This window comes from Pseudomonas sp. BF-R-26 (assembly GCF_019947395.1).
GTDB classification, from domain to species: Bacteria; Pseudomonadota; Gammaproteobacteria; order Pseudomonadales; family Pseudomonadaceae; genus Aquipseudomonas; species Aquipseudomonas farris.
In genome coordinates, this window is the sequence record NZ_JAGYGK010000015.1 from 22,749 (window position 1) to 48,295 (window position 25,547).

At 56.2% G+C, this 25,547-nt stretch carries 35 protein-coding genes; 28 read left to right on the forward strand and 7 right to left on the reverse strand.

Going from position 1 to position 25,547, the window contains the following annotated elements; genetic code table 11:
• The 26 genes from rplB (at position 1) to bfr (ending at position 14,059) form a co-directional block, all read left to right on the forward strand.
• A complete protein-coding gene (gene rplB, locus KGB18_RS22025) occupies positions 1 to 825 on the forward strand; it encodes a 50S ribosomal protein L2 (protein ID WP_003176423.1) in 825 nt (274 codons plus the stop codon).
• Between the two features lie 16 nt (positions 826 to 841).
• On the forward strand, positions 842 to 1,117 hold the full coding sequence (rpsS, locus tag KGB18_RS22030; RefSeq protein ID WP_002555486.1) for a 30S ribosomal protein S19: 276 nt from the start codon (positions 842 to 844) through the stop codon (positions 1,115 to 1,117).
• Between the two features lie 13 nt (positions 1,118 to 1,130).
• Positions 1,131 to 1,463 (forward strand): 50S ribosomal protein L22, encoded by a 333-nt coding sequence (gene rplV, locus KGB18_RS22035; protein ID WP_003103908.1) that lies wholly within the window; start codon positions 1,131 to 1,133, stop codon positions 1,461 to 1,463.
• Between the two features lie 13 nt (positions 1,464 to 1,476).
• A complete protein-coding gene (rpsC, locus tag KGB18_RS22040; protein WP_003176422.1) occupies positions 1,477 to 2,163 on the forward strand; it encodes a 30S ribosomal protein S3 in 687 nt (228 codons plus the stop codon).
• A gap of 12 nt (positions 2,164 to 2,175) precedes the next feature.
• On the forward strand, positions 2,176 to 2,589 hold the full coding sequence (gene rplP / locus KGB18_RS22045) for a 50S ribosomal protein L16 (protein WP_007896757.1): 414 nt from the start codon (positions 2,176 to 2,178) through the stop codon (positions 2,587 to 2,589).
• Entirely contained in the window at positions 2,589 to 2,780 is a 192-nt protein-coding gene (gene rpmC / locus KGB18_RS22050) for a 50S ribosomal protein L29 (RefSeq protein WP_002555481.1), read from the forward strand. The genes rplP and rpmC overlap by 1 nt, the downstream gene beginning before the upstream one ends.
• A 2-nt stretch (positions 2,781 to 2,782) precedes the next feature.
• The gene (rpsQ, locus tag KGB18_RS22055) at positions 2,783 to 3,049 is read left to right on the forward strand and encodes a 30S ribosomal protein S17 (RefSeq protein WP_003176419.1); all 267 of its coding nucleotides are present in this window, start codon (positions 2,783 to 2,785) and stop codon (positions 3,047 to 3,049) included.
• 23 nt (positions 3,050 to 3,072) lie between these two features.
• Positions 3,073 to 3,441 (forward strand): 50S ribosomal protein L14, encoded by a 369-nt coding sequence (rplN, locus tag KGB18_RS22060; RefSeq protein WP_002555479.1) that lies wholly within the window; start codon positions 3,073 to 3,075, stop codon positions 3,439 to 3,441.
• A gap of 11 nt (positions 3,442 to 3,452) precedes the next feature.
• Positions 3,453 to 3,767 (forward strand): 50S ribosomal protein L24, encoded by a 315-nt coding sequence (gene rplX, locus KGB18_RS22065; protein WP_003176416.1) that lies wholly within the window; start codon positions 3,453 to 3,455, stop codon positions 3,765 to 3,767.
• A gap of 20 nt (positions 3,768 to 3,787) precedes the next feature.
• Positions 3,788 to 4,327 carry a 50S ribosomal protein L5 gene (rplE, locus tag KGB18_RS22070; protein WP_003176415.1) on the forward strand — a complete coding sequence of 180 codons (540 nt, stop codon included), beginning with the start codon at positions 3,788 to 3,790 and terminating at the stop codon, positions 4,325 to 4,327.
• Between the two features lie 13 nt (positions 4,328 to 4,340).
• A complete protein-coding gene (gene rpsN / locus KGB18_RS22075; protein WP_003176414.1) occupies positions 4,341 to 4,646 on the forward strand; it encodes a 30S ribosomal protein S14 in 306 nt (101 codons plus the stop codon).
• A gap of 209 nt (positions 4,647 to 4,855) precedes the next feature.
• Positions 4,856 to 5,248, forward strand: coding sequence for a 30S ribosomal protein S8 (gene rpsH / locus KGB18_RS22080; protein WP_003186040.1), 393 nt, complete (start codon positions 4,856 to 4,858; stop codon positions 5,246 to 5,248).
• Positions 5,249 to 5,260: 12 nt separating this feature from the next.
• Entirely contained in the window at positions 5,261 to 5,794 is a 534-nt protein-coding gene (rplF, locus tag KGB18_RS22085) for a 50S ribosomal protein L6 (RefSeq protein WP_123720593.1), read from the forward strand.
• 10 nt (positions 5,795 to 5,804) lie between these two features.
• Entirely contained in the window at positions 5,805 to 6,155 is a 351-nt protein-coding gene (rplR, locus tag KGB18_RS22090) for a 50S ribosomal protein L18 (protein ID WP_003186037.1), read from the forward strand.
• A gap of 3 nt (positions 6,156 to 6,158) precedes the next feature.
• Positions 6,159 to 6,659, forward strand: coding sequence for a 30S ribosomal protein S5 (rpsE, locus tag KGB18_RS22095; protein WP_003186035.1), 501 nt, complete (start codon positions 6,159 to 6,161; stop codon positions 6,657 to 6,659).
• A gap of 2 nt (positions 6,660 to 6,661) precedes the next feature.
• Positions 6,662 to 6,838: a 50S ribosomal protein L30 gene (rpmD, locus tag KGB18_RS22100; protein WP_003186033.1), complete on the forward strand. Its 177-nt coding sequence runs from the start codon at positions 6,662 to 6,664 to the stop codon at positions 6,836 to 6,838.
• A gap of 3 nt (positions 6,839 to 6,841) precedes the next feature.
• Positions 6,842 to 7,279: a 50S ribosomal protein L15 gene (rplO, locus tag KGB18_RS22105; RefSeq protein WP_007896782.1), complete on the forward strand. Its 438-nt coding sequence runs from the start codon at positions 6,842 to 6,844 to the stop codon at positions 7,277 to 7,279.
• Positions 7,280 to 8,608, forward strand: coding sequence for a preprotein translocase subunit SecY (gene secY, locus KGB18_RS22110; RefSeq protein ID WP_008073883.1), 1,329 nt, complete (start codon positions 7,280 to 7,282; stop codon positions 8,606 to 8,608).
• A 27-nt stretch (positions 8,609 to 8,635) separates the two neighbouring features.
• Entirely contained in the window at positions 8,636 to 8,752 is a 117-nt protein-coding gene (gene rpmJ / locus KGB18_RS22115; RefSeq protein WP_002555468.1) for a 50S ribosomal protein L36, read from the forward strand.
• Positions 8,753 to 8,882: 130 nt separating this feature from the next.
• Positions 8,883 to 9,239: a 30S ribosomal protein S13 gene (gene rpsM, locus KGB18_RS22120; RefSeq protein WP_003186020.1), complete on the forward strand. Its 357-nt coding sequence runs from the start codon at positions 8,883 to 8,885 to the stop codon at positions 9,237 to 9,239.
• Positions 9,240 to 9,269: 30 nt separating this feature from the next.
• Positions 9,270 to 9,659 (forward strand): 30S ribosomal protein S11, encoded by a 390-nt coding sequence (gene rpsK / locus KGB18_RS22125; protein WP_002555466.1) that lies wholly within the window; start codon positions 9,270 to 9,272, stop codon positions 9,657 to 9,659.
• A gap of 18 nt (positions 9,660 to 9,677) precedes the next feature.
• Positions 9,678 to 10,298, forward strand: a complete 621-nt coding sequence (rpsD, locus tag KGB18_RS22130; RefSeq protein ID WP_003176404.1) for a 30S ribosomal protein S4 — start codon at positions 9,678 to 9,680, stop codon at positions 10,296 to 10,298.
• 22 nt (positions 10,299 to 10,320) lie between these two features.
• Complete coding sequence (locus tag KGB18_RS22135; protein WP_003186012.1) at positions 10,321 to 11,322, forward strand: DNA-directed RNA polymerase subunit alpha; 1,002 nt, start codon at positions 10,321 to 10,323, stop codon at positions 11,320 to 11,322.
• 42 nt (positions 11,323 to 11,364) lie between these two features.
• Entirely contained in the window at positions 11,365 to 11,751 is a 387-nt protein-coding gene (gene rplQ, locus KGB18_RS22140; RefSeq protein ID WP_007896790.1) for a 50S ribosomal protein L17, read from the forward strand.
• A gap of 239 nt (positions 11,752 to 11,990) precedes the next feature.
• Positions 11,991 to 13,439 (forward strand): catalase, encoded by a 1,449-nt coding sequence (locus KGB18_RS22145; protein WP_223570463.1) that lies wholly within the window; start codon positions 11,991 to 11,993, stop codon positions 13,437 to 13,439.
• A 155-nt stretch (positions 13,440 to 13,594) separates the two neighbouring features.
• Complete coding sequence (gene bfr / locus KGB18_RS22150; RefSeq protein WP_123359019.1) at positions 13,595 to 14,059, forward strand: bacterioferritin; 465 nt, start codon at positions 13,595 to 13,597, stop codon at positions 14,057 to 14,059.
• 71 nt (positions 14,060 to 14,130) lie between these two features.
• On the opposite strand, the gene uvrA is transcribed toward bfr, so the two are convergent.
• Positions 14,131 to 16,965 carry an excinuclease ABC subunit UvrA gene (uvrA, locus tag KGB18_RS22155; RefSeq protein WP_123720591.1) on the reverse strand — a complete coding sequence of 945 codons (2,835 nt, stop codon included), beginning with the start codon at positions 16,963 to 16,965 and terminating at the stop codon, positions 14,131 to 14,133.
• A gap of 191 nt (positions 16,966 to 17,156) precedes the next feature.
• Here uvrA and KGB18_RS22160 point away from each other — a divergent pair, with 191 nt between their 5' ends.
• Together KGB18_RS22160 and KGB18_RS22165 are read left to right on the forward strand one after the other, a co-directional pair.
• Positions 17,157 to 18,554 (forward strand): MFS transporter, encoded by a 1,398-nt coding sequence (locus KGB18_RS22160; protein ID WP_052967046.1) that lies wholly within the window; start codon positions 17,157 to 17,159, stop codon positions 18,552 to 18,554.
• Positions 18,555 to 18,563: 9 nt separating this feature from the next.
• Entirely contained in the window at positions 18,564 to 19,088 is a 525-nt protein-coding gene (locus tag KGB18_RS22165) for a single-stranded DNA-binding protein (RefSeq protein WP_223570464.1), read from the forward strand.
• A gap of 70 nt (positions 19,089 to 19,158) precedes the next feature.
• Here KGB18_RS22165 and KGB18_RS22170 read toward each other — a convergent pair whose 3' ends face one another.
• The 6 genes from KGB18_RS22170 to KGB18_RS22195 form a co-directional block, all read right to left on the reverse strand.
• Positions 19,159 to 21,363, reverse strand: a complete 2,205-nt coding sequence (locus KGB18_RS22170) for an OsmC domain/YcaO domain-containing protein (RefSeq protein WP_123720590.1) — start codon at positions 21,361 to 21,363, stop codon at positions 19,159 to 19,161.
• 108 nt (positions 21,364 to 21,471) lie between these two features.
• A complete protein-coding gene (locus KGB18_RS22175; RefSeq protein ID WP_223570465.1) occupies positions 21,472 to 22,629 on the reverse strand; it encodes a glutathionylspermidine synthase family protein in 1,158 nt (385 codons plus the stop codon).
• A 12-nt stretch (positions 22,630 to 22,641) separates the two neighbouring features.
• On the reverse strand, positions 22,642 to 23,367 hold the full coding sequence (locus KGB18_RS22180) for a DUF1190 domain-containing protein (RefSeq protein ID WP_223570466.1): 726 nt from the start codon (positions 23,365 to 23,367) through the stop codon (positions 22,642 to 22,644).
• 19 nt (positions 23,368 to 23,386) lie between these two features.
• Positions 23,387 to 23,815, reverse strand: a complete 429-nt coding sequence (locus KGB18_RS22185; RefSeq protein ID WP_123720587.1) for a DUF350 domain-containing protein — start codon at positions 23,813 to 23,815, stop codon at positions 23,387 to 23,389.
• Between the two features lie 14 nt (positions 23,816 to 23,829).
• Complete coding sequence (locus tag KGB18_RS22190) at positions 23,830 to 24,504, reverse strand: DUF2491 family protein (RefSeq protein ID WP_223570467.1); 675 nt, start codon at positions 24,502 to 24,504, stop codon at positions 23,830 to 23,832.
• Complete coding sequence (locus tag KGB18_RS22195) at positions 24,491 to 25,525, reverse strand: ion channel (RefSeq protein ID WP_123720585.1); 1,035 nt, start codon at positions 25,523 to 25,525, stop codon at positions 24,491 to 24,493. The genes KGB18_RS22190 and KGB18_RS22195 overlap by 14 nt, the downstream gene beginning before the upstream one ends.
• Positions 25,526 to 25,547 lie beyond the last annotated feature (22 nt).

Sequence of the window (25,547 nt, forward strand, 5' to 3'; positions counted from 1 at the left end):
ATGGCAATCGTTAAATGCAAACCGACTTCCCCTGGCCGCCGTTTTGTGGTCAAGGTGGTCAACCAGGAGCTGCATAAAGGCGCTCCTCACGCACCGCTGCTCGAGAAAAAATCGAAGACTGGTGGTCGTAACAACAATGGTCGTATTACCACTCGTCACATCGGTGGTGGCCATAAGCAGCATTATCGTCTGGTCGATTTCCGTCGCAACGACAAAGATGGCATCTCTGCCACTGTCGAGCGTATTGAATACGATCCAAACCGTACTGCTCACATCGCTCTGCTGCTGTACGCAGATGGCGAGCGTCGCTACATCATCGCCCCTAAAGGCGTGAGTGCTGGTGACCAGCTGATCGCAGGTGCTTTGGCGCCGATCAAGCCGGGCAACGCTCTGCAACTGCGTAACATTCCAGTTGGTAGCACCGTACACGGCATCGAATTGAAGCCAGGTAAAGGCGCGCAAATCGCTCGTTCCGCTGGTGCTTCGGCTCAGCTGATCGCTCGTGAAGGTGTCTACGTGACCCTGCGTCTGCGTTCTGGTGAGATGCGTAAAGTGCTGGCTGAATGCCGCGCGACCCTGGGTGAAGTCTCGAACTCCGAGCACAGCCTGCGTTCGCTGGGTAAAGCTGGTGCCAAACGCTGGCGTGGCGTTCGCCCAACCGTTCGTGGTGTTGCCATGAACCCGGTTGACCACCCACATGGTGGTGGTGAAGGTCGTACCTCTGGTGGTCGTCATCCGGTATCGCCATGGGGCTTCCCGACTAAGGGCGCGAAGACTCGTGGTAATAAGCGTACCGACAAAATGATCGTCCGTCGTCGCAAGTAAATAGAGGGATACGACAGTGCCACGTTCTCTGAAAAAAGGTCCTTTTATTGATCTTCACCTACTGAAGAAGATCGAAGTGGCGGCGGAAAAGAACGATCGCAAACCAGTTAAAACCTGGTCGCGTCGTTCGATGATCCTGCCACAAATGGTCGGTCTGACCATTGCAGTGCATAACGGTCGTCAACATGTTCCAGTTCTCGTGAACGAAGACATGGTCGGCCACAAACTGGGCGAGTTTGCCGGTACCCGCACATATCGTGGGCACGTGGCAGACAAGAAAGCCAAGCGTTAAGGGGTAAGGAACGATGGAAGTAGCCGCTAAGTTGTCGGGCGCTCGAATCTCCGCCCAGAAAGCCCGCTTGGTCGCCGACCAGATCCGCGGGAAGAAGGTGGGCGAAGCGCTCAACCTGTTGGCTTTCAGCAGTAAGAAAGCCGCCGAGATCATGAAGAAAGTGCTGGAGTCGGCCGTAGCCAACGCCGAGCATAACGAAGGCGCAGACGTTGATGACCTGAAGGTCAGCACCGTTTTCGTCAACGAAGGGCGTTCGCTGAAGCGAATCATGCCACGTGCCAAAGGCCGTGCTGATCGCATCGTCAAGCGGTCTTGCCATATCACTGTCAAGGTTGCTGACAAGTAACGGAGTCGAAGAGATGGGTCAGAAAGTACATCCCATTGGCATTCGCCTGGGAATCGTCAAGGAGCACACCTCCGTCTGGTACGCAGACGGTCGGACTTATGCGGACTATTTGTTCGCTGATCTGAAGGTGCGTGAGTATCTCCAAGACAAACTAAAAAGCGCGTCCGTAAGCCGTATCGATATCCATCGTCCGGCTCAGACTGCACGTATCACCATCCACACCGCTCGTCCAGGTATCGTTATCGGGAAGAAAGGTGAAGATGTTGAGAAACTGCGTCAGGACCTGACCAAGCAAATGGGTGTGCCTGTGCACATCAATATCGAAGAGATCCGCAAGCCGGAGCTCGACGGTATGCTGGTTGCGCAGAGCGTAGCTCAGCAGCTGGAGCGTCGCGTAATGTTCCGTCGCGCTATGAAGCGCGCTGTTCAGAACGCCATGCGCATTGGTGCCAAAGGCATCAAAATCCAAGTGAGCGGTCGTCTCGGCGGTGCTGAAATCGCACGTACTGAATGGTATCGCGAAGGTCGTGTGCCACTGCACACCCTGCGTGCCGACATCGACTATGCCAACTACGAAGCTCACACCACTTACGGTGTGATCGGTGTAAAGGTTTGGATCTTCAAAGGCGAAGTAATTGGTGGTCGCCAAGAAGAACTGAAACCACAAGCACCAGCGCCTCGTAAAAAAGCTGCTAAGTAAGGGGTACGCCAAATGTTGCAACCAAAGCGTACGAAGTTCCGCAAGCAGATGACAGGCCACAACCGTGGTCTGGCTCAGCGCGGTAGCAAAGTCAGCTTCGGCGAGTTCGCGCTGAAGTCTGTAGCTCGTGGTCGTCTCACCGCTCGTCAGATCGAGTCAGCGCGTCGTGCTCTGACCCGTCACGTTAAACGTGGCGGCAAGATCTGGATCCGTGTATTCCCGGACAAGCCTATTTCCAAAAAGCCACTCGAAGTTCGGATGGGTAAAGGTAAGGGTAGTGTGGAGTACTGGGTTGCCCAGATTCAGCCAGGCAAAGTCCTGTATGAAATCGAGGGTGTTTCTGAAGAGCTGGCGCGTGAGGCTTTTGCCCTGGCTGCTGCAAAGCTGCCGCTCGCCACCGCCTTTGTTAAACGGACGGTGATGTGATGAAAGCGAATGAACTTCGTGAAAAATCCGCACAGCAGCTGAACGAGCAACTGCTCGGCTTGCTGCGCGACCAGTTCAATCTGCGTATGCAGAAAGCAACTGGCCAGTTGGGGCAGTCTCATCTGCTCTCGCAAGTTAAGCGTGACATCGCTCGCGTGAAGACTGTGCTCAACCAGCAGGCAGGTAAGTAATCATGGCTGAAGCCGAAAAAACTGTCCGTACGCTGACTGGCCGTGTTGTCAGCGACAAGATGGACAAAACCATCACCGTTCTGATCGAGCGTCGCGTTAAGCACCCGATCTACGGTAAATACGTTAAGCGTTCGACTAAGCTGCACGCGCACGACGAAACCAATCAGTGCCACATCGGCGACAAAGTCACTATTCGTGAAACTCGTCCTTTGGCCAAGACCAAGTCTTGGGCGCTGGTTGATGTTCTCGAACGCGCTGTGGAAGTCTAAGGACTAGGGGTCGGAGAAATTATATGATTCAGACTCAATCCATGCTCGATGTGGCCGATAACAGCGGCGCTCGCCGTGTTATGTGCATCAAGGTGCTGGGTGGCTCCCATCGTCGTTACGCTGGTATCGGTGACATCATCAAAGTTACCGTGAAGGAAGCAATTCCTCGCGGTAAAGTGAAAAAAGGCCAAGTGATGACTGCTGTAGTAGTCCGCACTCGCCACGGCGTTCGCCGTGCTGATGGCTCCATTATCCGCTTTGATGGCAACGCTGCTGTTCTTCTGAACAACAAGCAAGAGCCGATCGGCACCCGTATCTTTGGGCCAGTGACCCGTGAGCTTCGTACTGAGAAGTTCATGAAGATCGTCTCGCTCGCCCCAGAAGTGCTGTAAGGAGATCCGACATGCAAAAGATTCGTCGTGACGACGAGATCATCGTGATCGCCGGCAAAGACAAAGGTAAGCGCGGTAAGGTGCTTAAGGTTCTCGCTAACAACCGTTTGGTTATTGGCGGTCTGAACCTGGTTAAGCGTCATACCAAGCCTAACCCGATGTCGGGCGTGCAGGGCGGTATCGTCGAAAAAGAAGCTCCGCTGGATGCTTCTAACGTCGCCATTTTCAACGGCGAAACCAACAAGGCTGACCGCGTTGGTTTTAAAGTAGAAGACGGCAAGAAAATTCGTGTCTTCAAGTCGACCCAAAAAGCGGTTGATGCTTGAACACTGCTAGGTAGAAGACCATGGCACGACTAAAAGAGATTTACTGGAAGGAAATCGCACCGAAGCTTAAGGAAGAACTTAAGCTTTCGAACGTGATGGAAGTTCCACGCGTTACCAAAATCACCCTGAACATGGGTCTGGGCGAAGCGGTCGGTGACAAAAAAGTCATCGAGCACGCTGTTGCCGACCTGGAAAAGATCACCGGTCAGAAAGTCGTTGTGACTTACGCTCGGAAATCCATCGCTGGCTTTAAAGTCCGTGAAGGTTGGCCGATCGGCGTCAAAGTGACTCTGCGCCGTGAGCGTATGTATGAATTCCTGGATCGTCTGCTGTCGATCTCCCTGCCTCGGGTTCGCGACTTCCGCGGCCTGAATGCCAAGTCCTTCGATGGTCGTGGTAACTACAGCATGGGCGTTAAAGAGCAGATCATCTTCCCGGAAATCGACTACGACAAGATCGATGCTCTCCGCGGTCTGGACATTACCCTGACCACCACTGCCAAGAACGATGATGAAGGTCGCGCTCTGCTGCGCGCTTTCAAATTCCCGTTCCGCAACTGATTGGAGTAGGAAAATGGCCAAGATGAGCATGAAAAACCGCGAGCTGAAGCGTCAGCTCACGGTTGCCAAGTACGCCAAAAAGCGTGCAGCACTGAAAGCTATCATCGTTGATCTGAACGCAAGTCCAGAAGCGCGTTGGGAAGCTACAGTAGCTCTGCAGAAGCAGCCACGTGACGCAAGCGCTTCGCGCATGCGTAACCGCTGCCGCCTGACCGGTCGTCCACACGGCGTTTACCGCAAGTTCGGCCTCGGCCGTAACAAACTGCGTGAAGCTGCTATGCGTGGTGACGTACCTGGTCTGGTTAAAGCCAGCTGGTAAGCACTATCAAAGTCTCGGTGCTCGGGGTCGCAAGATCCTGACCATCGGTGACCTTGAACTTGAATCAAGCCCCTATTGGGGCTTGATTCATTTGTGGGGTGTGTCTAGAATACCCGGCTCGCCTGAGCCCGTGCTTTTTTTGCATGGATGTCCTCGGCGACAAGTAGTAGCCGCAAGGCTAATTTTTTTGTATTAGGAGCGTCTAGCCCATGAGTATGCAGGACCCGTTAGCGGACATGCTAACTCGAATCCGTAATGCCCAGATGGCTGAAAAGTCCGTCGTAAGCATGCCATCTTCTACTTTGAAGGTAGCTGTTGCCAAAGTCCTGAAGGACGAAGGTTACATTGCGGGTTATCAGATCAGCAGCGAAATCAAACCACTGCTGTCCATCGAGCTGAAGTACTTCGAAGGCCGTCCGGTCATCGAAGAAGTGAAGCGCGTTAGCCGTCCAGGCCTGCGTCAGTACAAGTCCGTCGATGATCTGCCAAAAGTTCGTGGCGGTCTCGGTGTGTCTATCGTCTCCACCAACAAAGGTGTGATGACGGATCGTGCTGCGCGCGCTGCCGGTGTCGGCGGCGAAGTTCTTTGCACTGTGTTCTAAGGGGGGATAAGCATGTCACGCGTCGCTAAGAACCCCGTTAAGCTGCCAGCCGGTGTCGAAGTCAAATTCGCAGGCCAACAGCTTTCGGTGAAGGGTGCCAAGGGTACTCTCGAACTGAACATCCATTCGTCCGTTGAGATTGTTGAAGAAGCTGGTGAGCTGCGTTTTGCTGCTCGCAATGGCGATCAACAGACTCGCGCAATGGCTGGTACCACTCGTGCGTTGGTTAACAACATGGTCCAAGGCGTAAGCCAAGGCTTCGAGCGCAAGCTCCAGCTGGTCGGTGTTGGTTACAAAGCGCAAGCAAAAGGCACAGTGCTGAACCTGGCTCTTGGCTTCTCGCACCCAGTGGATTATGAACTGCCGCAAGGCATCACCGCTGAGACTCCTAGCCAGACCGATATCCTGATCAAGGGCATCGATAAGCAGCTGGTAGGTCAAGTGGCCGCCGAGATCCGCGACTTCCGTCCACCAGAGCCGTACAAAGGCAAAGGTGTGCGCTACGCGGACGAAGTCGTCCGTCGTAAAGAAGCCAAGAAGAAGTAGGGCATAGCAAATGACCGACAAAAAAGTTACTCGACTGCGTCGCGCTCGCAAAGCACGCCTGAAAATGCACGAACTCGAAGTCGTGCGTCTCTGCGTGTTCCGCTCGTCGCAGCACATCTACGCCCAGGTCATTTCGGCCGACGGCAACAAAGTCCTGGCAAGTGCCTCGACTTTGGATAAAGAACTGCGTGATGGGGCCACTGGCAACATCGACGCGGCCACTAAGGTTGGCCAGCTGGTCGCTACGCGTGCTAAAGCCGCTGGCGTCTCGCAGGTGGCTTTCGACCGCTCTGGCTTCAAGTACCACGGCCGCGTCAAGGCGCTGGCTGATGCTGCTCGTGAAGCTGGGCTGGAGTTCTAAGTTATGTCAAATAACGACCAAAAGCGCGACGAAGGCTACATCGAGAAGCTGGTTCAAGTTAACCGCGTAGCCAAAACCGTTAAAGGCGGCCGTATCTTCACTTTCACCGCGTTGACCGTGGTTGGTGATGGTAAAGGGCGTGTTGGCTTCGGCCGTGGCAAGTCGCGTGAAGTGCCTGCTGCGATCCAGAAGGCAATGGAAGCTGCTCGCCGCAACATGATCCAAGTTGATCTGAACGGCACCACTCTGCAGTACGCAATGAAGTCCGCCCATGGCGCTTCGAAGGTGTACATGCAGCCTGCTTCTGAAGGTACCGGTATCATCGCTGGCGGCGCTATGCGTGCTGTCCTCGAAGTTGCTGGCGTTCAGAACGTTCTGGCCAAGTGCTACGGCTCGACTAACCCGGTAAACGTGGTTCACGCCACTTTCAAAGGTTTGAAAGCTATGCAGTCTCCTGAATCCATTGCCGCCAAGCGTGGCAAAAGCGTCAAGGAGATCTTCTGATCATGGCTACCGTTAAAGTTACGCTGATCAAAAGCATGACCGGCCGCATCCCTAACCACAAACTGTGCGTTAAGGGTCTGGGTCTGCGTCGCATCGGTCACACTGTAGAAGTACTTGATACTCCCGAGAATCGCGGGATGATCAACAAGGCTTACTACATGCTGCGTGTCGAGGGTTAATCGATGAAACTCAATGATCTGAGTCCAGCGCCGGGTTCCCGTCGCGAAAAGCATCGTCCGGGCCGTGGTATCGGTAGTGGTTTGGGCAAGACCGGTGGCCGTGGCCACAAAGGTCAGTCCTCCCGCTCCGGTGGCACCATTGCTCCAGGCTTTGAAGGCGGTCAACAGCCGCTGCATCGTCGCCTGCCGAAGTTCGGTTTCGTTTCCCTGAAAGCCATGGATCGCGCAGAAGTGCGTTTGTCCGAACTGGCTAAAGTGGAAGGCGACATCGTCACCGTGCAGTCCCTGAAAGATGCCAACGTGATCAACGTCAACGTACAGCGTGTGAAAATCATGCTGTCCGGCGAAGTTACTCGCGCTGTTACCATCGGAAAGGGAATCGGCGCCACCAAAGGTGCGCGTGCGGCTATCGAAGCAGCTGGCGGCAAGTTCGAGGAATAAATGGCTAAGCAAGGTGCTCTCTCTGCGCTCGGCAAAGGCGGTATGTCTGAACTCTGGGCTCGTCTGCGTTTTCTATTCTTGGCGATTATCGTCTACCGAATAGGCGCACACATCCCGGTTCCAGGTATCAACCCGGACCGACTCGCGGACCTGTTTCGACAGAATGAGGGGACCATTCTTAGCTTGTTCAACATGTTTTCCGGCGGCGCGCTGGAACGGATGAGCATCTTTGCACTGGGGATCATGCCGTACATTTCGGCATCGATCATCATGCAGCTGATGACCGCCGTCAGCCCGCAGCTGGAACAGTTGAAGAAGGAAGGTGAAGCTGGGCGTCGCAAGATCGCTCAGTACACCCGCTACGGCACTGTCGTCCTCGCTCTCGTTCAGGCAATTGGCATGTCCATTGGTCTGGCGGGGCAGGGCGTTTCGTTCACTGGTGACTTTGGCTTCCATTTCGTCGCGGTATCCACTTTTGTGGCTGGTGCGATGTTCATGATGTGGCTGGGTGAGCAGATTACTGAGCGTGGTGTTGGCAACGGTATCTCGATGTTGATATTCGCAGGTATCGTCGCCGGTCTTCCGAGAGCGATCGGGCAGTCTTTCGAGTCTGCGCGTCAGGGTGATATCAACATTTTTGCCTTGGTTGCCATCGGTTTGCTGGCAGTAGCGATTATCGGTTTCGTGGTGTTCATTGAGCGTGGTCAGCGTCGTATTGCTGTTCATTACGCCAAGCGTCAGCAGGGCCGTAAGGTCTTTGCTGCGCAGACTAGCCACTTGCCGTTGAAGGTGAATATGGCCGGTGTTATTCCAGCCATTTTCGCGAGCAGCATTTTGCTGTTCCCGGCTTCGTTGGGTACCTGGTTTGGTCAGTCTGAAGGTATGGGCTGGCTGCAGGACATCTCGCAGTCGATCGCTCCTGGTCAGCCGTTGAATATTCTGCTGTTTAGTGCAGGGATTATTTTCTTCTGCTTCTTCTATACGGCGTTGATGTTCAATCCGAAAGACGTAGCGGAAAACCTGAAGAAGTCCGGTGCCTTTATTCCGGGCATCCGTCCAGGTGAGCAGTCTGCGCGCTACATTGATGGCGTTCTGACTCGTTTGACCCTGTTCGGTGCTCTATATATGACGGCCGTGTGCCTGTTGCCCCAGTTCCTGGTGGTTGCAGCAAACGTTCCGTTCTACCTTGGCGGGACCTCGTTGCTGATCGTGGTCGTGGTTGTGATGGACTTCATGTCTCAAGTACAATCGCACCTCGTTTCGCACCAGTACGAATCCCTGATGAAGAAAGCCAACCTGAAGGGTTACGGCAGCGGCATGTTGCGCTGAGTACCCATAAGGTTCGAGGAGTTGGTGATGAAAGTTCGTGCATCGGTGAAAAAGCTGTGCCGTAACTGCAAGATTATTCGCCGCGAAGGTGTTGTTCGAGTAATTTGCAGCGCGGAACCGCGTCACAAACAGCGCCAAGGCTGAGTGTGATTGTGCTTCAAGCCCGGCAGCTAGTGCGCTGCCGGGTTGATTATTTGTTATTACAGCGATATTATCTCGCGCCCTATTTCTTGGCTTCCGGGGCGTAGGTAGCTGTCAATTGGAGTCCCACTGAATGGCCCGTATTGCAGGCGTTAACATTCCAGATAACAAGCATACTGTTATCTCGCTGACCTACATCTATGGTGTTGGTCGCACTACTGCACAGAAAATTTGTGCAGTGACTGGGGTAAACCCAGCCGCAAAGATCAAAGATCTGAGCGACGAGCAGATTGAACAGCTGCGTGGCGAAGTGGCGAAGTTCACCACTGAAGGTGACCTGCGTCGCGAAATCAACATGAAAATCAAGCGTTTGATGGACCTCGGTTGCTATCGCGGTCTGCGTCATCGTCGTGGTCTTCCAGTGCGCGGTCAGCGTACCAAGACTAACGCGCGTACCCGTAAAGGTCCGCGTAAGCCGATCCGCAAGTAATCGCCCCAGCGAATCGACAGGAAATTAATCATGGCTAAACCTGCTGCTCGTCCTCGTAAAAAAGTTAAAAAGACAGTGGTTGATGGCATCGCCCACATCCATGCTTCTTTTAACAACACAATCGTGACCATCACCGACCGTCAAGGCAACGCTCTTTCCTGGGCTACCTCCGGTGGTTCGGGTTTCCGCGGTTCCCGCAAGTCCACCCCGTTTGCTGCTCAAGTAGCTGCTGAACGTGCTGGTCAAGCTGCGCTGGAATACGGCCTGAAAAACCTCGACGTTAACGTCAAAGGTCCAGGCCCAGGTCGTGAATCTGCAGTCCGCGCTTTGAACGGCTGTGGCTACAAGATCGCCAGCATCACCGACGTGACGCCAATCCCGCACAACGGGTGCCGTCCGCCGAAGAAGCGCCGCGTGTAATCCAGGAGATTGTAAAGAATGGCTCGTTACATTGGTCCAAAATGCAAACTCGCTCGTCGCGAAGGCACCGATCTCTTTCTGAAGAGCGGCGTGCGCGCGATCGAATCGAAGTGCAACATCGAAGCAGCACCTGGTATCCACGGCCAACGCCGCGGTCGCCAGTCCGATTACGGCACCCAACTGCGTGAAAAGCAGAAGGTCCGTCGTATCTACGGCGTTCTCGAGCGTCAATTCAGCGGCTACTACAAAGAAGCTGCTGGCAAGAAAGGCGCAACTGGCGAAAACCTGTTGCAGCTGCTCGAATGCCGTCTGGACAACGTTGTATACCGTATGGGTTTTGGCTCTACTCGTGCCGAATCCCGTCAGCTGGTATCGCACAAGTCGATCAGCGTTAACGGTCAGACCGTAAACGTTCCGTCTTACCAGGTTCGTGCTGGTGACGTGGTCGCAGTTCGCGAGAAAGCAAAGAACCAACTTCGCATTGTCCAAGCTCTCGATCTGTGTGCCCAACGTGGCCGCGTAGAATGGGTAGAAGTAGACACTGAGAAGAAGTCGGGCGTTTTCAAGAACGTTCCAGCTCGCAGTGATCTGTCCGCCGACATCAACGAAAGCCTGATTGTCGAGCTCTACTCCAAGTAAGGGCTAGAAAATAGGTGCATCCATGCAGATTTCGGTAAATGAGTTCCTGACACCCCGCCATATTGATGTGCAGGTTGTCAGTCCAACCCGCGCCAAGATCACTCTCGAGCCTCTCGAGCGTGGTTTCGGCCACACCCTGGGCAACGCGCTGCGCCGCATCCTGTTGTCCTCAATGCCCGGCTGTGCAGTAGTCGAGGCCGAGATTGACGGTGTGCTCCACGAGTACAGCGCCATCGAAGGTGTACAGGAAGACGTAATTGAAATCCTGTTGAACCTTAAAGGTCTGGCTATCAAGCTGCACGGTCGAGACGAAGTTACGCTGACCTTGTCGAAGAAGGGTTCGGGGGTGGTTACCGCTGCCGATATTCAGCTGGATCATGATGTCGAGATCGTTAACCCCGATCACGTAATCGCTAACCTGGCGTCTAACGGCGCCCTGAACATGAAGCTCACCGTAGCTCGTGGTCGTGGTTATGAACCGGCAGACTCGCGTCAGAGCGATGAAGACGAAAGCCGCAGCATCGGTCGCTTGCAGCTTGACTCTTCGTTCAGCCCGGTTCGCCGTATCGCATACGTGGTGGAAAACGCCCGTGTCGAACAGCGTACTAACCTGGACAAGCTGGTTATTGATCTGGAAACCAACGGTACCCTGGATCCTGAAGAGGCTATCCGCCGTGCTGCAACCATTCTGCAACAGCAGTTGGCTGCGTTCGTCGATCTCAAAGGTGACAGTGAGCCAGTGGTTGTCGAGCAGGAAGACGAGATCGATCCGATCCTGCTTCGCCCGGTTGACGATCTGGAACTGACTGTACGTTCGGCTAACTGCCTTAAGGCGGAAAACATCTACTACATCGGTGACCTGATTCAGCGTACCGAAGTAGAGCTGTTGAAGACTCCGAACCTTGGCAAGAAATCCTTGACTGAAATCAAGGACGTTCTGGCCTCCCGCGGTCTGTCCCTCGGCATGCGCCTCGACAACTGGCCGCCTGCAAGTCTTAAGAAGGACGACAAGGCGACTGCCTGATCGTCGTAATCACCGAACGTTGTGTTTGGTAAGGAATGAACCATGCGTCATCGTAAAAGTGGTCGTCACCTGAGCCGCACCAGCTCGCACCGCAAGGCCATGTTTCAAAACATGGCGGTGTCGCTGTTCGAGCACGAGCTGATCAAAACTACACTGCCAAAAGCCAAAGAACTGCGCCGCGTTGCTGAGCCGCTGATCACTTTGGCCAAGACAGACAGCCTGGCTAACCGCCGTCTGGCTTTCGACCGTACTCGTTCGAAAGCTATCGTTGGTAAGCTCTTCAACGACCTGGGCAAGCGTTACGCTACCCGTGAGGGTGGCTACCTGCGCATCCTCAAGTGCGGCTTCCGCACTGGCGACAACGCGCCTATGGCGTACGTCGAGTTGGTTGATCGTCCTGTCGGCGGTGAAGCTGTATCCGCTGAGTAAGACGTCAGTCTGAAACAAAGAACCGGGCCTAGTGCCCGGTTTTTTGTGCCTGTAAGAAACGCGCTGTTTGTACAAGCTTCCTTGCGGTTCACGCCGTCAGTATATGAGGGGGATTGTTGGTAGTATTTTTCTATTGATGTCTGCAAATTAATGAATTTGTAGGTGTCATGATTGATGGTTAATACTCCCTCCCACGCCGATTAGCCGGCAGTTACAAAACTGACAGAGGATGAGATCGCATGAGCCAAAACAGCACGCTTACGACCGCCAGTGGCGCTCCTGTCGCCGACAACCAGAATTCCCGCTCCGCCGGCCCTCGTGGCCCTTTGCTGCTCGACGATTTCCATCTGATCGAGAAGCTTGCTCATTTCAACCGTGAAAACATCCCTGAGCGTCGTGTGCACGCCAAAGGTTCGGGTGCCTACGGTACGTTCACCGTGACTCGCGACATCACTCAGTACACCAGTGCCAAGCTGTTTGAGTCCGTCGGCAAACAAACCTCGACCTTCCTGCGGTTCTCTACTGTGGGCGGCGAACGCGGTTCGGCCGACACCGAGCGTGATCCACGCGGTTTTGCCCTGAAGTTCTACACAGAGGAAGGCAACTGGGACATCGTCGGTAACAACACGCCGGTGTTCTTCATCCGTGATCCGCTGAAATTCCCTGACTTTATCCATACCCAGAAGCGCCTGCCGCAAAGCAATCTGAAAAGCGCGCAGATGATGTGGGATTTCTGGTCGCACTCGCCTGAGGCGTTGCACCAGATCACCATTTTGTTCTCGGACCGCGGCATCCCTGACGGCTATCGCCACATGCATGGCTTCGGCAGCCACACCTACAGCCTGATCAACGCCAATGGCGAGCGTCACTGGGTGAAGTGGCACTACAAAACCAAACAGGGGATCAAGAACCTCGCTCCGGCAGAAGCCGCGCGCCTGGCGGGTACCGATCCGGATTACGCACAACGTGACCTGTTCGGCGCCATTGAGCGCGGTGATTTCCCGAAATGGAGTGTCAATATCCAGATCATGACCGAGGCCCAAGCCGAGGCTCATTACGAGAACCCGTTCGACGTGACCAAGACCTGGTCGCAGAAAGAGTTTCCGTTGATCGAGGTGGGCGAGCTGGAGCTCAACCGCAATCCGCTGAACTACTTCGCTGAAGTCGAGCAAGCTGCGTTCGGTCCGAGCAATATGGTCCCGGGTGTCGGTCTGTCGCCTGACCGCATGCTGCAAGGTCGCGTGTTCGCTTACGCCGATGCCCATCGCTACCGTGTGGGCACCAATCACCAGCAACTGCCGGTGAATGCGCCTCGTAGTCCGGTCAACAGCTACCAGCGCGACGGTTCCATGGCATTTGGCGCCAATGGCGGTGCAGCGCCGAACTACGAGCCGAACAGTTACGTAGAATCACCGAAACAGGCACCACGCTACGCGGAACCTGCTTTGGCCTTGAGCGGCGCGGCTGATCGTTACGATCATCGCGAAGACACCGACTACTACAGCCATGCGGGTGCGTTGTTCCGTTTGATGAGCGAGGAGCAGAAAAACCTGCTGATCAACAACATTGCCGGCGCAATGGCAGGAGTTTCCAGCGATGTGGTTGATCGCCAGTTGCAGCATTTCTTCAAGGCCGACCCATCGTATGGAGAAGCAATCGCAAATGCACTCAACGTACAGCTTAACTAAGTCTAAACGATAAGCAGAACCGCCCTCATTTGGGCGGTTTTTGCGTTATTTAAGCTGCTTTTCTAAGAATATCTTCGCTTTTATAGCGTCGGGCGAGTGACCTTCCGGTCGGGTTGGTTCAAACTACAGACTTTAAAGCAGGGAGATGTAGGGCGATGCAAGGTCACCCAGACGTAATCGATTACCTCAACACGTTGCTGACAGGCGAACTGGCAGCCCGTGATCAATATTTCATCCATTCGCGGATGTACGAGGACTGGGGTTTCACCGAGCTCTACGAACGTATCAATCACGAGATGGAAGAAGAGGCGCAACACGCTGACGCTCTGATGCGTCGGATCCTCATGCTCGAAGGTACTCCACGTATGCGTCCGGACGATCTGGATGTCGGCACCACCGTGCCTGACATGCTCGCCGCTGACCTGCGTCTGGAATACAAAGTTCGTGCAGCTCTCTGCAAAGGCATCGAGCTTTGCGAACTGCACAAGGATTACGTCAGCCGCGAGATCCTGCGCATTCAGCTGGCCGATACCGAAGAAGATCACACCTACTGGCTCGAGAAGCAGCTGGGTCTGATCAAGCTGATTGGTCTGGAAAACTATCTGCAATCGCAGTTCTGATGCTGTTGTAGGCGCGTACAAAAAAGCCCCTGTCACCGATGAAGTGACAGGGGCTTTTTCGTGGCCCTGATTCAGGCCCTGTCGCGAGCCAGCAATGGTTTGAGATAGAAGCCAGTGTGAGACTGCTTCATCTCCGACACTTCCTCTGGCGTACCGACGGCAATGATCTGGCCGCCTTTGGAGCCACCTTCCGGCCCCAGGTCCACCAACCAGTCGGCGGTCTTGATCACATCCAGGTTGTGCTCGATCACTACCACGGTATTGCCGTGGTCGCGCAGACGATGCAACACGTCGAGCAGTTGCTGGATATCCGCAAAGTGCAGTCCGGTGGTCGGCTCATCAAGGATGTATAGGGTCTTGCCGGTATCGCGCTTGGACAGCTCGCGAGACAGTTTCACCCGCTGGGCTTCACCGCCGGACAGCGTCGTCGCCGATTGCCCCAGCTTGATGTAGGAAAGACCTACGTCCATCAGCGTCTGAAGCTTGCGCGCCAAGGCTGGAACCGCGTCGAAGAACACCCGGGCTTCCTCGATGGTCATCTCGAGGGTTTCGTGGATGCTCTTGCCCTTGTACTTGATCTCCAGCGTTTCGCGGTTGTAACGCTTGCTCTTGCAGACGTCGCACGGGACATAGATGTCCGGCAGGAAGTGCATTTCCACCTTGATCAGGCCATCGCCCTGACAAGCTTCGCAGCGTCCGCCCTTCACGTTGAAGGAGAAACGCCCTGGTCCGTAACCGCGGGATCGGGATTCCGGCACGCCGGCGAACAACTCGCGAATCGGCGTGAACAGCCCGGTGTAGGTCGCCGGGTTGGAGCGCGGCGTACGACCGATCGGGCTCTGGTCAATGTCGACGACTTTATCCAGATGTTCCAGGCCTTTGATGCTCTCGTGAGCTGCAGCTTCCAGGGTTGTTGCCCCATTGAGTGCGGTAGCGCTCAAAGGAAACAGTGTGTTGTTGATCAGCGTCGATTTGCCTGAGCCGGACACACCGGTCACGCAGGTCAGCAGACCGATCGGAATCTCCAGATCGACATTGCGCAAATTGTTGCCGCGAGCGCCTTTGAGGGCCAACGACAACTTCTTGTTACGCGGTGTGCGTTTGGCTGGAACTGCGATCTTTACCCGGCCCGACAAGTACTTGCCGGTCAGCGAATCAGGGTGAGCCATGACCTCGGCCGGCGTACCTTCGGCGACGATATGCCCACCGTGCACACCCGCGCCCGGGCCGATATCCACCACATAGTCGGCCAGACGAATCGCGTCTTCGTCGTGCTCGACCACGATCACCGTGTTGCCGATGTCGCGCAGGTGCTTGAGGGTGCCCAGCAACCGGTCATTGTCCCGTTGATGCAGGCCGATCGACGGCTCATCGAGGATGTACAGAACCCCCACCAAGCCGGCGCCAATCTGACTGGCCAGACGAATCCGCTGGGCTTCGCCGCCGGACAGCGTGTCGGCACTGCGGTCGAGTGACAAATAGTCGAGGCCAACGTTGACCAGGAACTGCAGCCGCTCGCGGATTTCCTTGAGAATCTTGTCGGCGATCTCGCCACGGCGGCCGGTCAGTTTCAGCACGCCGAAATACTCACAGGCGTCGCCGATCGGCAGATTAGTCACCGCCGGCAAGGTCTTCTCGCCAACCCACACGTGCCGCGCCTCGCGACGCAGACGAGTGCCGCGGCAATCCGGGCAGGGCTGGGTGCTGAGGAATTTGGCCAGTTCTTCACGGACCGAAGCCGATTCGGTTTCGCGGTAGCGGCGTTCCAGGTTCGGCACGATGCCTTCGAACGGGTGCGAACGTTTGACGATGTCGCCACGGTCGTTCAGGTATTTGAAGTCGACGTTCTGCGAGCCACTGCCATGCAGGATGAATTTCTGCTGATCGGCCGGCAGGTCGTTGAACGGCACTTCAAGGCTGAACTTGTAGTGCGAGGCCAGCGAGCCAAGCATCTGGAAGTAATAGACGTTGCGCCGGTCCCAGCCGCGAATCGCACCTTCGGCCAGGGTCAGTTCACCGTTCACCAGTCGTTTGGTGTCGAAGAACTGTTTAACCCCCAGGCCATCGCAGGTCGGGCAGGCGCCGGCCGGGTTGTTGAAGGAAAACAGCTTGGGTTCCAGCTCGCTGATGGCGTGGCCGCAGATCGGACAGGCGAAGCGCGCGGAGAAGATGATTTCTTCGCCAGGCTCGTCATCCATTGGTGCTACCAGCGCAATGCCGTCCGCCAGTTTCAACGCAGTCTCGAACGACTCAGCCAAACGCTGTTGCAGATCGGCGCGAACCTTGAAGCGGTCGACCACGACATCGATCGAGTGCTTCTTCTGTTTATCCAGCTTTGGCAACTCGTCCAGCTCGCAGAGCCTGCCGTTGACGCGGGCCCGTACAAAACCCTGGGCGCGCAGCTCTTCGAAGACCGAGAGGTGCTCGCCCTTACGCTCGCGGATCACCGGGGCCAGCAGCATCAGTTTGCTGCCCTCCGGTTGTGCCAGCACCAGGTCGACCATCTGGCTGACGGTCTGGGCTTCCAGCGGAATGTCGTGGTCCGGGCAGCGCGGAATACCGACGCGAGCGTAGAGCAGGCGCAGGTAATCGTAGATTTCGGTAATGGTGCCAACCGTCGAGCGCGGGTTGTGCGAGGTCGACTTCTGTTCGATGGAGATCGCTGGCGACAGACCTTCAATGGTGTCGACGTCAGGTTTTTCCATCATCGACAGGAACTGCCGGGCGTAGGCCGACAGCGATTCGACATAGCGGCGCTGGCCTTCGGCGTACAACGTGTCAAAGGCCAGGGACGACTTGCCGGATCCGGACAGGCCGGTGATAACGATCAGTTTGTCCCGTGGCAGGGTCAGGTCGATGTTCTTCAGGTTGTGGGTTCGGGCCCCACGAATCAGGATCTTGTCCAAAGTGGCCTCGCTCGGCGGGCGTCGAAAACGTAGGAGTATACGGCCAAATACTGGATGGATGCACACTATCAAATGCGGGGCGCGCAGCCTTGCATGAAGACTGCGTCATCTGTGCGCGTCATAGCGTCGCGATATACCCCGTCAATCGATGGGACTGGTAGAATCGCCGCCGGTTCACATGAGGTTTTTCCATGCACGATCCCCACAGCGAACGCATGAGTGGCAGTGAGACCCGCGCAGCAAGCGGTCTGGCCCTGGTGTTCGCCTTCCGTATGCTTGGCATGTTCATGGTGTTGCCGGTTCTGGCGACCTATGGGATGGATCTGGCAGGAGCGACCCCGGCCCTCATCGGGTTGGCGATTGGCGCTTACGGCCTGACCCAGGCGATCTTTCAGATTCCTTTTGGCTTCATTTCCGACCGCATCGGTCGTCGTCCGGTGATTTACCTGGGGCTGATCATCTTCGCCCTGGGGAGTGTGCTGGCGGCCAATGCCGATTCGATCTGGGGTGTCATCGCTGGACGCATCCTGCAAGGCGCTGGGGCGATTTCCGCAGCGGTCATGGCGTTGCTGTCGGACCTGACCCGGGAACAGCATCGGACCAAAGCCATGGCCATGATCGGCATGACGATTGGTCTGTCGTTCGCTGTCGCCATGGTTGTAGGACCGTTGCTGACCCGTGTCTTCGGCCTGTCCGGGTTGTTCTTCGCCACCGGTGGCATGGCGCTGGTCGGCATCGTTATCGTGATGTTCATGGTGCCGCGTGCAACCGGGCCGTTGCAGCACCGCGAGTCCGGCGTTGCGCGACAAGCGCTGATACCGACACTCAAGCACCCGGACCTGCTGCGCCTGGACTTGGGTATTTTTGTGTTGCACGCGATGTTGATGTCGAGCTTCGTTGCATTGCCCCTGGCCCTGGTCGAAAAAGCCGGGCTGCCCAAAGAGCAGCACTGGTGGGTCTACCTGACCGCGCTGCTGATCTCCTTCTTCGCCATGATCCCGTTCATCATCTATGGCGAGAAGAAACGCAAAATGAAACGAGTTTTATTGGGCGCAGTGCTGACGCTGATGCTCACTGAGCTATTCTTCTGGCAGTTCGGCGATAGCTTGCGGGCTCTGGTGATTGGTACGGTGGTGTTCTTCACCGCGTTCAATCTGCTGGAAGCCTCCTTGCCATCGCTGATCAGCAAGGTTTCACCGGCAGGCGGCAAGGGCACGGCGATGGGGGTTTATTCCACCAGCCAGTTCCTCGGTTCGGCGCTGGGCGGGATCCTCGGCGGCTGGATGTTCCAGCACGGCGGTTTGTCGGTTGTATTCCTCGGATGCGCCGGCCTGGCTGCCCTCTGGCTGGCCTTTGCTGTTACCATGCGCGAACCACCTTACGTCACGAGCCTGCGCTTGCCGTTGTCGCCCGAGGCGATCCGCGAAGCGGGTCTGGTCGAGCGCCTGAAGGCCGTCGTAGGGGTAACAGATGCAGTGATCGTCGAAGATGAAGCGGCGATTTACATCAAATTGGACACAGAACTATTGGATCGCACCACCCTTGAGCGCCTGGTGAACAACCCGGCCGGGGCAGCGTGCGTAGCCTAGGAGAACGTTATGGCCCGTGGGGTTAACAAAGTCATATTGGTCGGCACTTGCGGCCAGGATCCCGAAGTTCGCTACTTGCCTAACGGTAACGCCGTGACCAACCTGAGTCTGGCGACCAGCGAACAGTGGACCGACAAGCAAACCGGTCAGAAGGTCGAGAAGACCGAATGGCACCGTGTGTCGATGTTCGGCAAGGTTGCCGAAATTGCCGGCGAATACCTGCGCAAAGGTTCGCAGGTGTACATCGAAGGCAAGCTGCAGACCCGCGAGTGGGAAAAAGACGGTATCAAGCGTTACACCACTGAAATCGTGGTCGACATGCAAGGCACCATGCAACTGCTGGGCGGCCGTCCACAGCAGGGCGATCAACAAGGCGGGGGCAATAACTACCAGCAGTCCGCCCCGGTTCCACGCCAACAGGCTCCGCGTCCGCAGCAGTCGGCACCGCAACAGTCGCGCCCGGCTCCACAGCAGCAGGCCGCTCCTCAGCCGGCTCCGGATTTCGACAGCTTTGATGACGATATCCCGTTCTAAAAAGCTGCAATCCAGTAAGTAATAAAAAAAGCGAAGCCAGTGATCTGGCTTCGCTTTTTTGTGGGCGCTGTTAACTGAATAAAGTGGCTACATTGGCCCGTGCCGAGTGCAGTTTCTTGTAGCTATCGATCAACCGCAGGTGCCTGTCGAGCCCCTCCAGTTTCATGCTGGTCGGCGTCAAGCCATGGAAGCGCACTCTGCCGTCCACCGATCCGATCGCTGCATCCGTCCGCTCGTTGCCAAACATCCGGCGGAAATTGGCCTCGTAGTCTTCCAGTTCCAGGTCTTCGTCCAGCTTCATCTCCAGCACCACATTGACGGCCTGGTAGAACAAGCCACGTTCAACCGTGTTGTCGTTGTACTGCAGGAACATTTCCACCGCCTCTTTCGCCTCTTCAAATTGTTGCAAGGCGAGATAAATCAGCAGCTTCAACTCCAGGATCGTCAGCTGACCCCAAGCCGTATTGTCGTCAAATTCGATGCCGATCAAGGAGGTGATGTCGGTGTAGTCGTCCAGCTCACTTTCCACCAGGCGCTCAACCAGCGCTTGCAGTTCGTCTTCGTCCAGGCGATGCAGGTTCAGGATGTCGGCACGGAAAAACAGCGCTTTGTTGGTGTTGTCCCAGATCAGATCGTCCGCGGGATAGATTTCCGAATAGTTCGGCACCAGGATGCGGCACGCCTTCGCGCCGATATGCTCGTAGACCGCCATGTACACTTCTTTGCCCATGCCTTCGAGAATGCCGAACAAGGTCGCGGCTTCCTCGGCATTCGAGTTTTCACCCTGGCCGGAGAAGTCCCACTCCACGAATTCGTAATCCGACTTGGAACTGAAGAAGCGCCACGAAACCACGCCGCTGGAGTCGATAAAGTGCTCGACGAAGTTATTCGGCTCGGTCACTGCGTGACCTTCAAAAGTCGGCTGGGGCAAGTCGTTGAGGCCTTCGAAGCTGCGACCCTGCAGCAATTCGGTCAGGCTGCGTTCCAGCGCCACTTCCAGGCTCGGATGCGCACCGAACGAGGCGAACACGCCGCCGGTACGCGGGTTCATCAACGTGACGCACATCACCGGGAATTCACCACCCAGGGATGCATCCTTCACCAACACGGGGAACCCTTGCTCTTCCAGCGCCTGAATACCGGCCAGTATCCCGGGGTACTTCGCCAGCACATCGGCCGGCACATCCGGCAGTGCAAATTCACCTTCGATGATTTCGCGTTTTACCGCGCGCTCGAAAATCTCCGACAAGCACTGCACCTGGGCTTCGGCCAGCGTGTTACCGGCACTCATGCCGTTGCTCAGGAACAGGTTTTCAATCAGGTTGGACGGGAAATACACCACCTCGCCATCCGACTGGCGCACGTACGGCAGCGAGCAAATGCCGCGCTCTTCATTGCCTGAGTTGGTATCGATCAGATGGGAACCACGCAGCTCGCCGTCGCGGTTGTAAATCTTCAGGCAGTACTCGTCGAGAATTTCAGTTGGCAGCTCATCTTTACGGCCAGGCTTGAACCAGCGTTCGTCCGGGTAGTGCACAAACGCTGCATTGGCGATGTCTTCGCCCCAGAACTGGTCGTTGTAGAAGAAGTTGCAGTTGAGTCGCTCGATAAACTCGCCCAATGCCGACGCCAACGCGCCTTCCTTGGTCGCACCCTTGCCGTTGGTAAAGCACATCGGCGAGTGCGCATCGCGGATATGCAGCGACCATACATTGGGCACGATATTGCGCCACGAGGCGATTTCAATCTTCATGCCCAAGTCAGCCAGAATGGCTGACATATTGGCGATGGTCTGCTCCAGCGGCAGATCCTTGCCCGCGATATAGGTGCTCGCCGCTGAACTCGAAGCAGGCATCAACAACGCCTGGGCATCGGCGTCGAGGTTTTCCACCTCTTCGATCACAAATTCAGGCCCGGCTTGCACCACTTTTTTCACGGTGCAACGGTCGATGGAACGCAGGATGCCCTGGCGGTCCTTGTCGGAGATGTCCGCCGGCAACTCGACCTGGATCTTGAAAATCTGGTTGTAGCGGTTTTCCGGATCAACAATGTTGTTCTGCGACAGACGGATGTTATCCGTGGGGATATTGCGCGTGCTGCAGTACAACTTCACAAAGTACGCCGCACACAACGCCGACGAAGCCAGGAAGTAGTCGAATGGACCAGGTGCCGAGCCATCGCCCTTATAGCGGATAGGTTGATCGGCCACCACCGTGAAGTCATCGAACTTGGCTTCAAGCCGAAGGTTGTCGAGAAAGTTGACCTTGATTTCCATGGGGGGATTACCAGAATAACGGGCTAGACGATTTGGCCGCCATTATCCGGTATTTCAGCCGTAAGTCTTGCGGGCATCGTACTTATGTCCACACCGGCGATGGATGGATCAGTCGAGTATCAGGTGCGGCAAAAACCGGCTTGAATCCTTGGTGATCAAACTGTTGTCTTCCCGCACGCCAATACCGGCCGCCTGATCGCCGATCACCCAAGAGCCAACCAGCGTAAAGCTCTCGCCAAACTTCGGCAGCGGGGCGAACTCCTGAAGGATAAACGGCGCGTCGGTGTAGGGACCGTCCTCTTTCACGATCAGACCATCAGCGGTTTGCAGCTCGATGTTGGCGCCTTCTCGAGAAAAAAACGGTTTGCGCACCCAACCTTTGGGTACCGCTTTGCCCGGGTAGGTATCCAGGTGCGCCGCGAGCAGATTCGGGTGACCTTTGTTGAACTCCCACAGCAGCGGCAGGATGCCCTTGTTGGAAATGATCGACTTCCAGGCCGGTTCGAAAAACTGTGTATCGCTCTGAGCAATCGCTCCACCAAAGGGTTCGTGGAAGATGAATTCCCAGGCATGCAGCTTGAACAGGTGAGGAATCCAGCGATCTTCTAAATCGACGAAACGTCCTTCATTGGTGAGGCCAATGTCTTCGAGGTCGATATGCCGTGATTCGATGCCGACCTTTTCCGCGATCAAGCGCAAGTAGTCGGTGGTGCCTTTGTCTTCGACCGAGTCTTTCATCGAGGCGAAATAGAAGGGCTGTTTGAGCTGCAGCTGGGCAAAAGCCTGATGCAGCTTGGTGTCGATGCTGTTGAACTGGTCGGCATGCTTGGGCAGCAAGCCGCGTTCGATGCATTGCTCCAGCCAGCCCCACTGAAACGCCGCGGCCTCATACAGGCTGGTCGGCGTATCGTAGTTGAGTTCCAGCAACTTGGCCGGCCCGCTGCCGTTGTAGGAGAAATCCATGCGCCCATACAGGTGCGGGTGGCCTTCGAGCCATGAAGTGCGAACCATATCGAAGAATGGCGCTGGAATGCTCAGGCGCTCCAGCAGCTCCTCGCTCTGAACCACGCGGGCCACCAGGTCCATGCACATGTCATGAAGCTCGGTGGTCGGGTCTTCGAGATCGTTCTCGATCTGTTTAAGCGTGAACTGGTAATACGCGCTCTCGTCCCAATAAGGTTCGTCGTCGATGGTATGGAACAGAAAGCCGAGACTTTCGGCGGTCTGTTTCCAGTCATGACGCTCGGCGCAAAGGATTTTCTTCATGGCCCTGTTTCCTTAACTGCTCGAACCGCCAGAACTCTTGCTTGATCCACCCCAGCCACTGCGTGCACTGGCCTGGCTGCCGAAGCCGCCGCGAGAGGTGGCCGAGGCCACAGACGCCGCCTTGCTGCGGGTAATGGTGTCGCTGTAGCTGCTGGTGCCGTACCGCACCTGATTGGACCTGTTGAAGGTTGAACCTGACGATACCCGCTGACTGAGTGTCGAGGACGAGTAGCTGCCGCGATCATCGCGATAGCGGTAGACCGGTTCGGAGTAAAAACTGTTGCGGTTGTTGCTGAGCATGTTGCCGATCAACAGCCCGGTCAGCAGGCTGCTGCCGGAGAATCCCGACCCAGCGGCAGTCGCTTCCGAAGCGGGTAATTTTGACTTGGCTGCGTCTACTTCGGATTGCGTCACTTCGCCATCGGCACTCAGCTCGAAACCGCCGAGCTTGGGGATGAACTTGCCGGCGGAATCCTGCTGACACCAGTCGGCGACAAAGTCGGCGTCGCAATCAGCCTGGTTGTCGTACACCGGCGCAATGCTTCGATGCTGGGTCATGGCCTTCATGTAGGCGTCAGAACAGATATCGACCGGGAGCTTTTCATCCGCGCACTGCTGAACGGACTGGAAGTTGTATTTTTTGTGTATCTCGTAGGTTTTTTCCGTTGGCCCGCAGCCTGAGATCGCCATGGCGACCGACGCGGCCAGGGAGAGCTGAACGTACTTGCTTCGTTTCATCGGGATCTCCGTGGCGCAATCAGTTCTGGGAAGGGGTCATGCACGCGGCGTTCAACATGCCGACGCTGATGGCCACTGCCGCGACATAGATGCCCGCGGCGATTTCGCCCTTTTTAATGCGTTCAGAGGCGCCTTTGAGCACCAGGCTGGTCATCAGGAACGCCAGCAGTTGTACGAAAGCGGCGATCACTGCCCAGACGACGAAATCCAGAAGGCTGATCGAGTAGGCAATCACATTGCTGGCCGGAATGGCGAAGCCGATGATGGCGCCACTCAGCGCGATCGCGGCCGCAACGTTACCCGAACGGATCAGTTCGAACTCTCTGTGCGGGGTGATTCGGGTGTAGATGAACTGGAACAGCGCGAACAGCACGGCGGCGCCGAGGATGTACGAAACAAACCCGAGCACGGCGGCTTTGTTCAGGGAGATGGAGAGCGCTTCAAGCATGGACTTCTTCCTTTTTAAAAAGTGTTCAGGTCAGTGGTGTACAGCGAAATGCCCAGCGAAGTGCTCAAGCTGATGGTGCCTTCGGCGTCTTCTTCGACGGAAAACAGCAGGAATTCCCGGCGATCGGTCAGGCCGGTTTCGCGGGCGTACAGCATCGAACGGTGCTCGATGCTGTAGGACTCATCCGGGTTTTTCAGGTGTTCGCTCAGTGCCACCAGTTCTGTCTGGCCGCTCTCGGTGCCCCATTCGCGGGTGTATTCGACGCCGTTGTGGGTGTAGGTCGGCAGGCCGATCAGGCTTTGAGGACCGGCCAGTCGACGCAGCTCCGCTTCACTGTTGATGGTGACGTAACTGAGGTAATTGAACAGGATCACCGACTCGACCTGTCCGGCGATGTCACCGGTGGTGTGCACTTGCAGCCAGTAGTCTTCGTCGTTCATGTAATAGCGTGACAGCCAGGTCGACTGCCCGAGATCAACAGTGCCAGCGCTCCAGATCTGTTGGGAGCCAGGGATGACCACGGTGGTGTTACCGTCGAGCAACAACTTCAGGGTGGTGTCGAACATCACCTCTTTGCCCAATGCCAGGCCCAGCGGGCCGATGGCGGGCAGGGTTTCGTTGGCTGTCCATTTCGATTCTGTATTCGCTTTCGGGGCCTCAAGCCCCATCAACTGTTTAAACCATCCCATTGGTGATTTCCTTGAGGCGAGTGGAGGCGATGTAGAAGAGCTCGCCGCCCTCAACGCGAGTGGCGCCGGGCGGGTTGATCGAAGGCTGTCGGGCGCCTTTGGCGCGGTAGCCGATAAGGGTAGCGTTGTGGCGCTCTTTCATCTGTGCGTACAGATCGCCGAAGGTTGCTTCAAAAGTCTCGGGCAGTCTCATCAGGTATTGGGTAGCGCCTTGACCCACGCACAACAGTTCATTGATGACCACTGATGAGCCCGGATCCTGAGAGGCGCGCACCAACATTTCGATGGCCATGCTTGAGGTGCATTCCAGGCTGGGCGCGTAGGCGCTGGCGAGCGCAGCGATTTCACTTTCATTGAAGTGGGCGACCACATGCCCGACAGGGCTCAGTTGATTGACCGCCAGCACGGTGGCCAGGGTCAGATCGTCTGAATGGGTTCGCACCAGGACGCGTTCGGCACCGGGAACGCCGGCCCGCAGCAAAAGCGCGGCAGAGGACAGGCTTTCGCCTTTGATAAAGTTCGCTTTGCCCGGCATGGGATTTTCTTCGAGGTCGCAATCGCAAATGACGATCAGGTTGTCATTGGAGGTTTCGTCCTGCAGTAACAATTCAATGACCCGCTCGCTGGATGCGCCTTCCCAGCCGATGAGAACGGTATGGCCGACCTTGCCGGTGAAATCGCCTTTGCCCTTCATGCCTTTTCTCCATACATCGATGACGCTGCTGGTGGTTTTGCCGATGGCTGCCGTCAGCAGCGCAATGCCCCCGAGCATGACCCAGGTAGCCACGAAAATTCGTCCCGCCGATGTCTGCGGCGCGAGATCGCCATAGCCGACGGTGAGCGTGGTGGTGAGATAGAAGTAGGTAAACGTGGCGGGGGCGATGAGGTGTTGTTCGCCCAGAAGCACCAGGCCGATATAGGCCGTGCTCAGGTGTATGCCCAACGCAATGGCCAGGCCTGCCCAGCCGAACCGATGGAAGAAGGACGAGGCGTACGTGCGCAATAAAAGGAAAATCGACATTACATCCCTGACTCCATGGGGG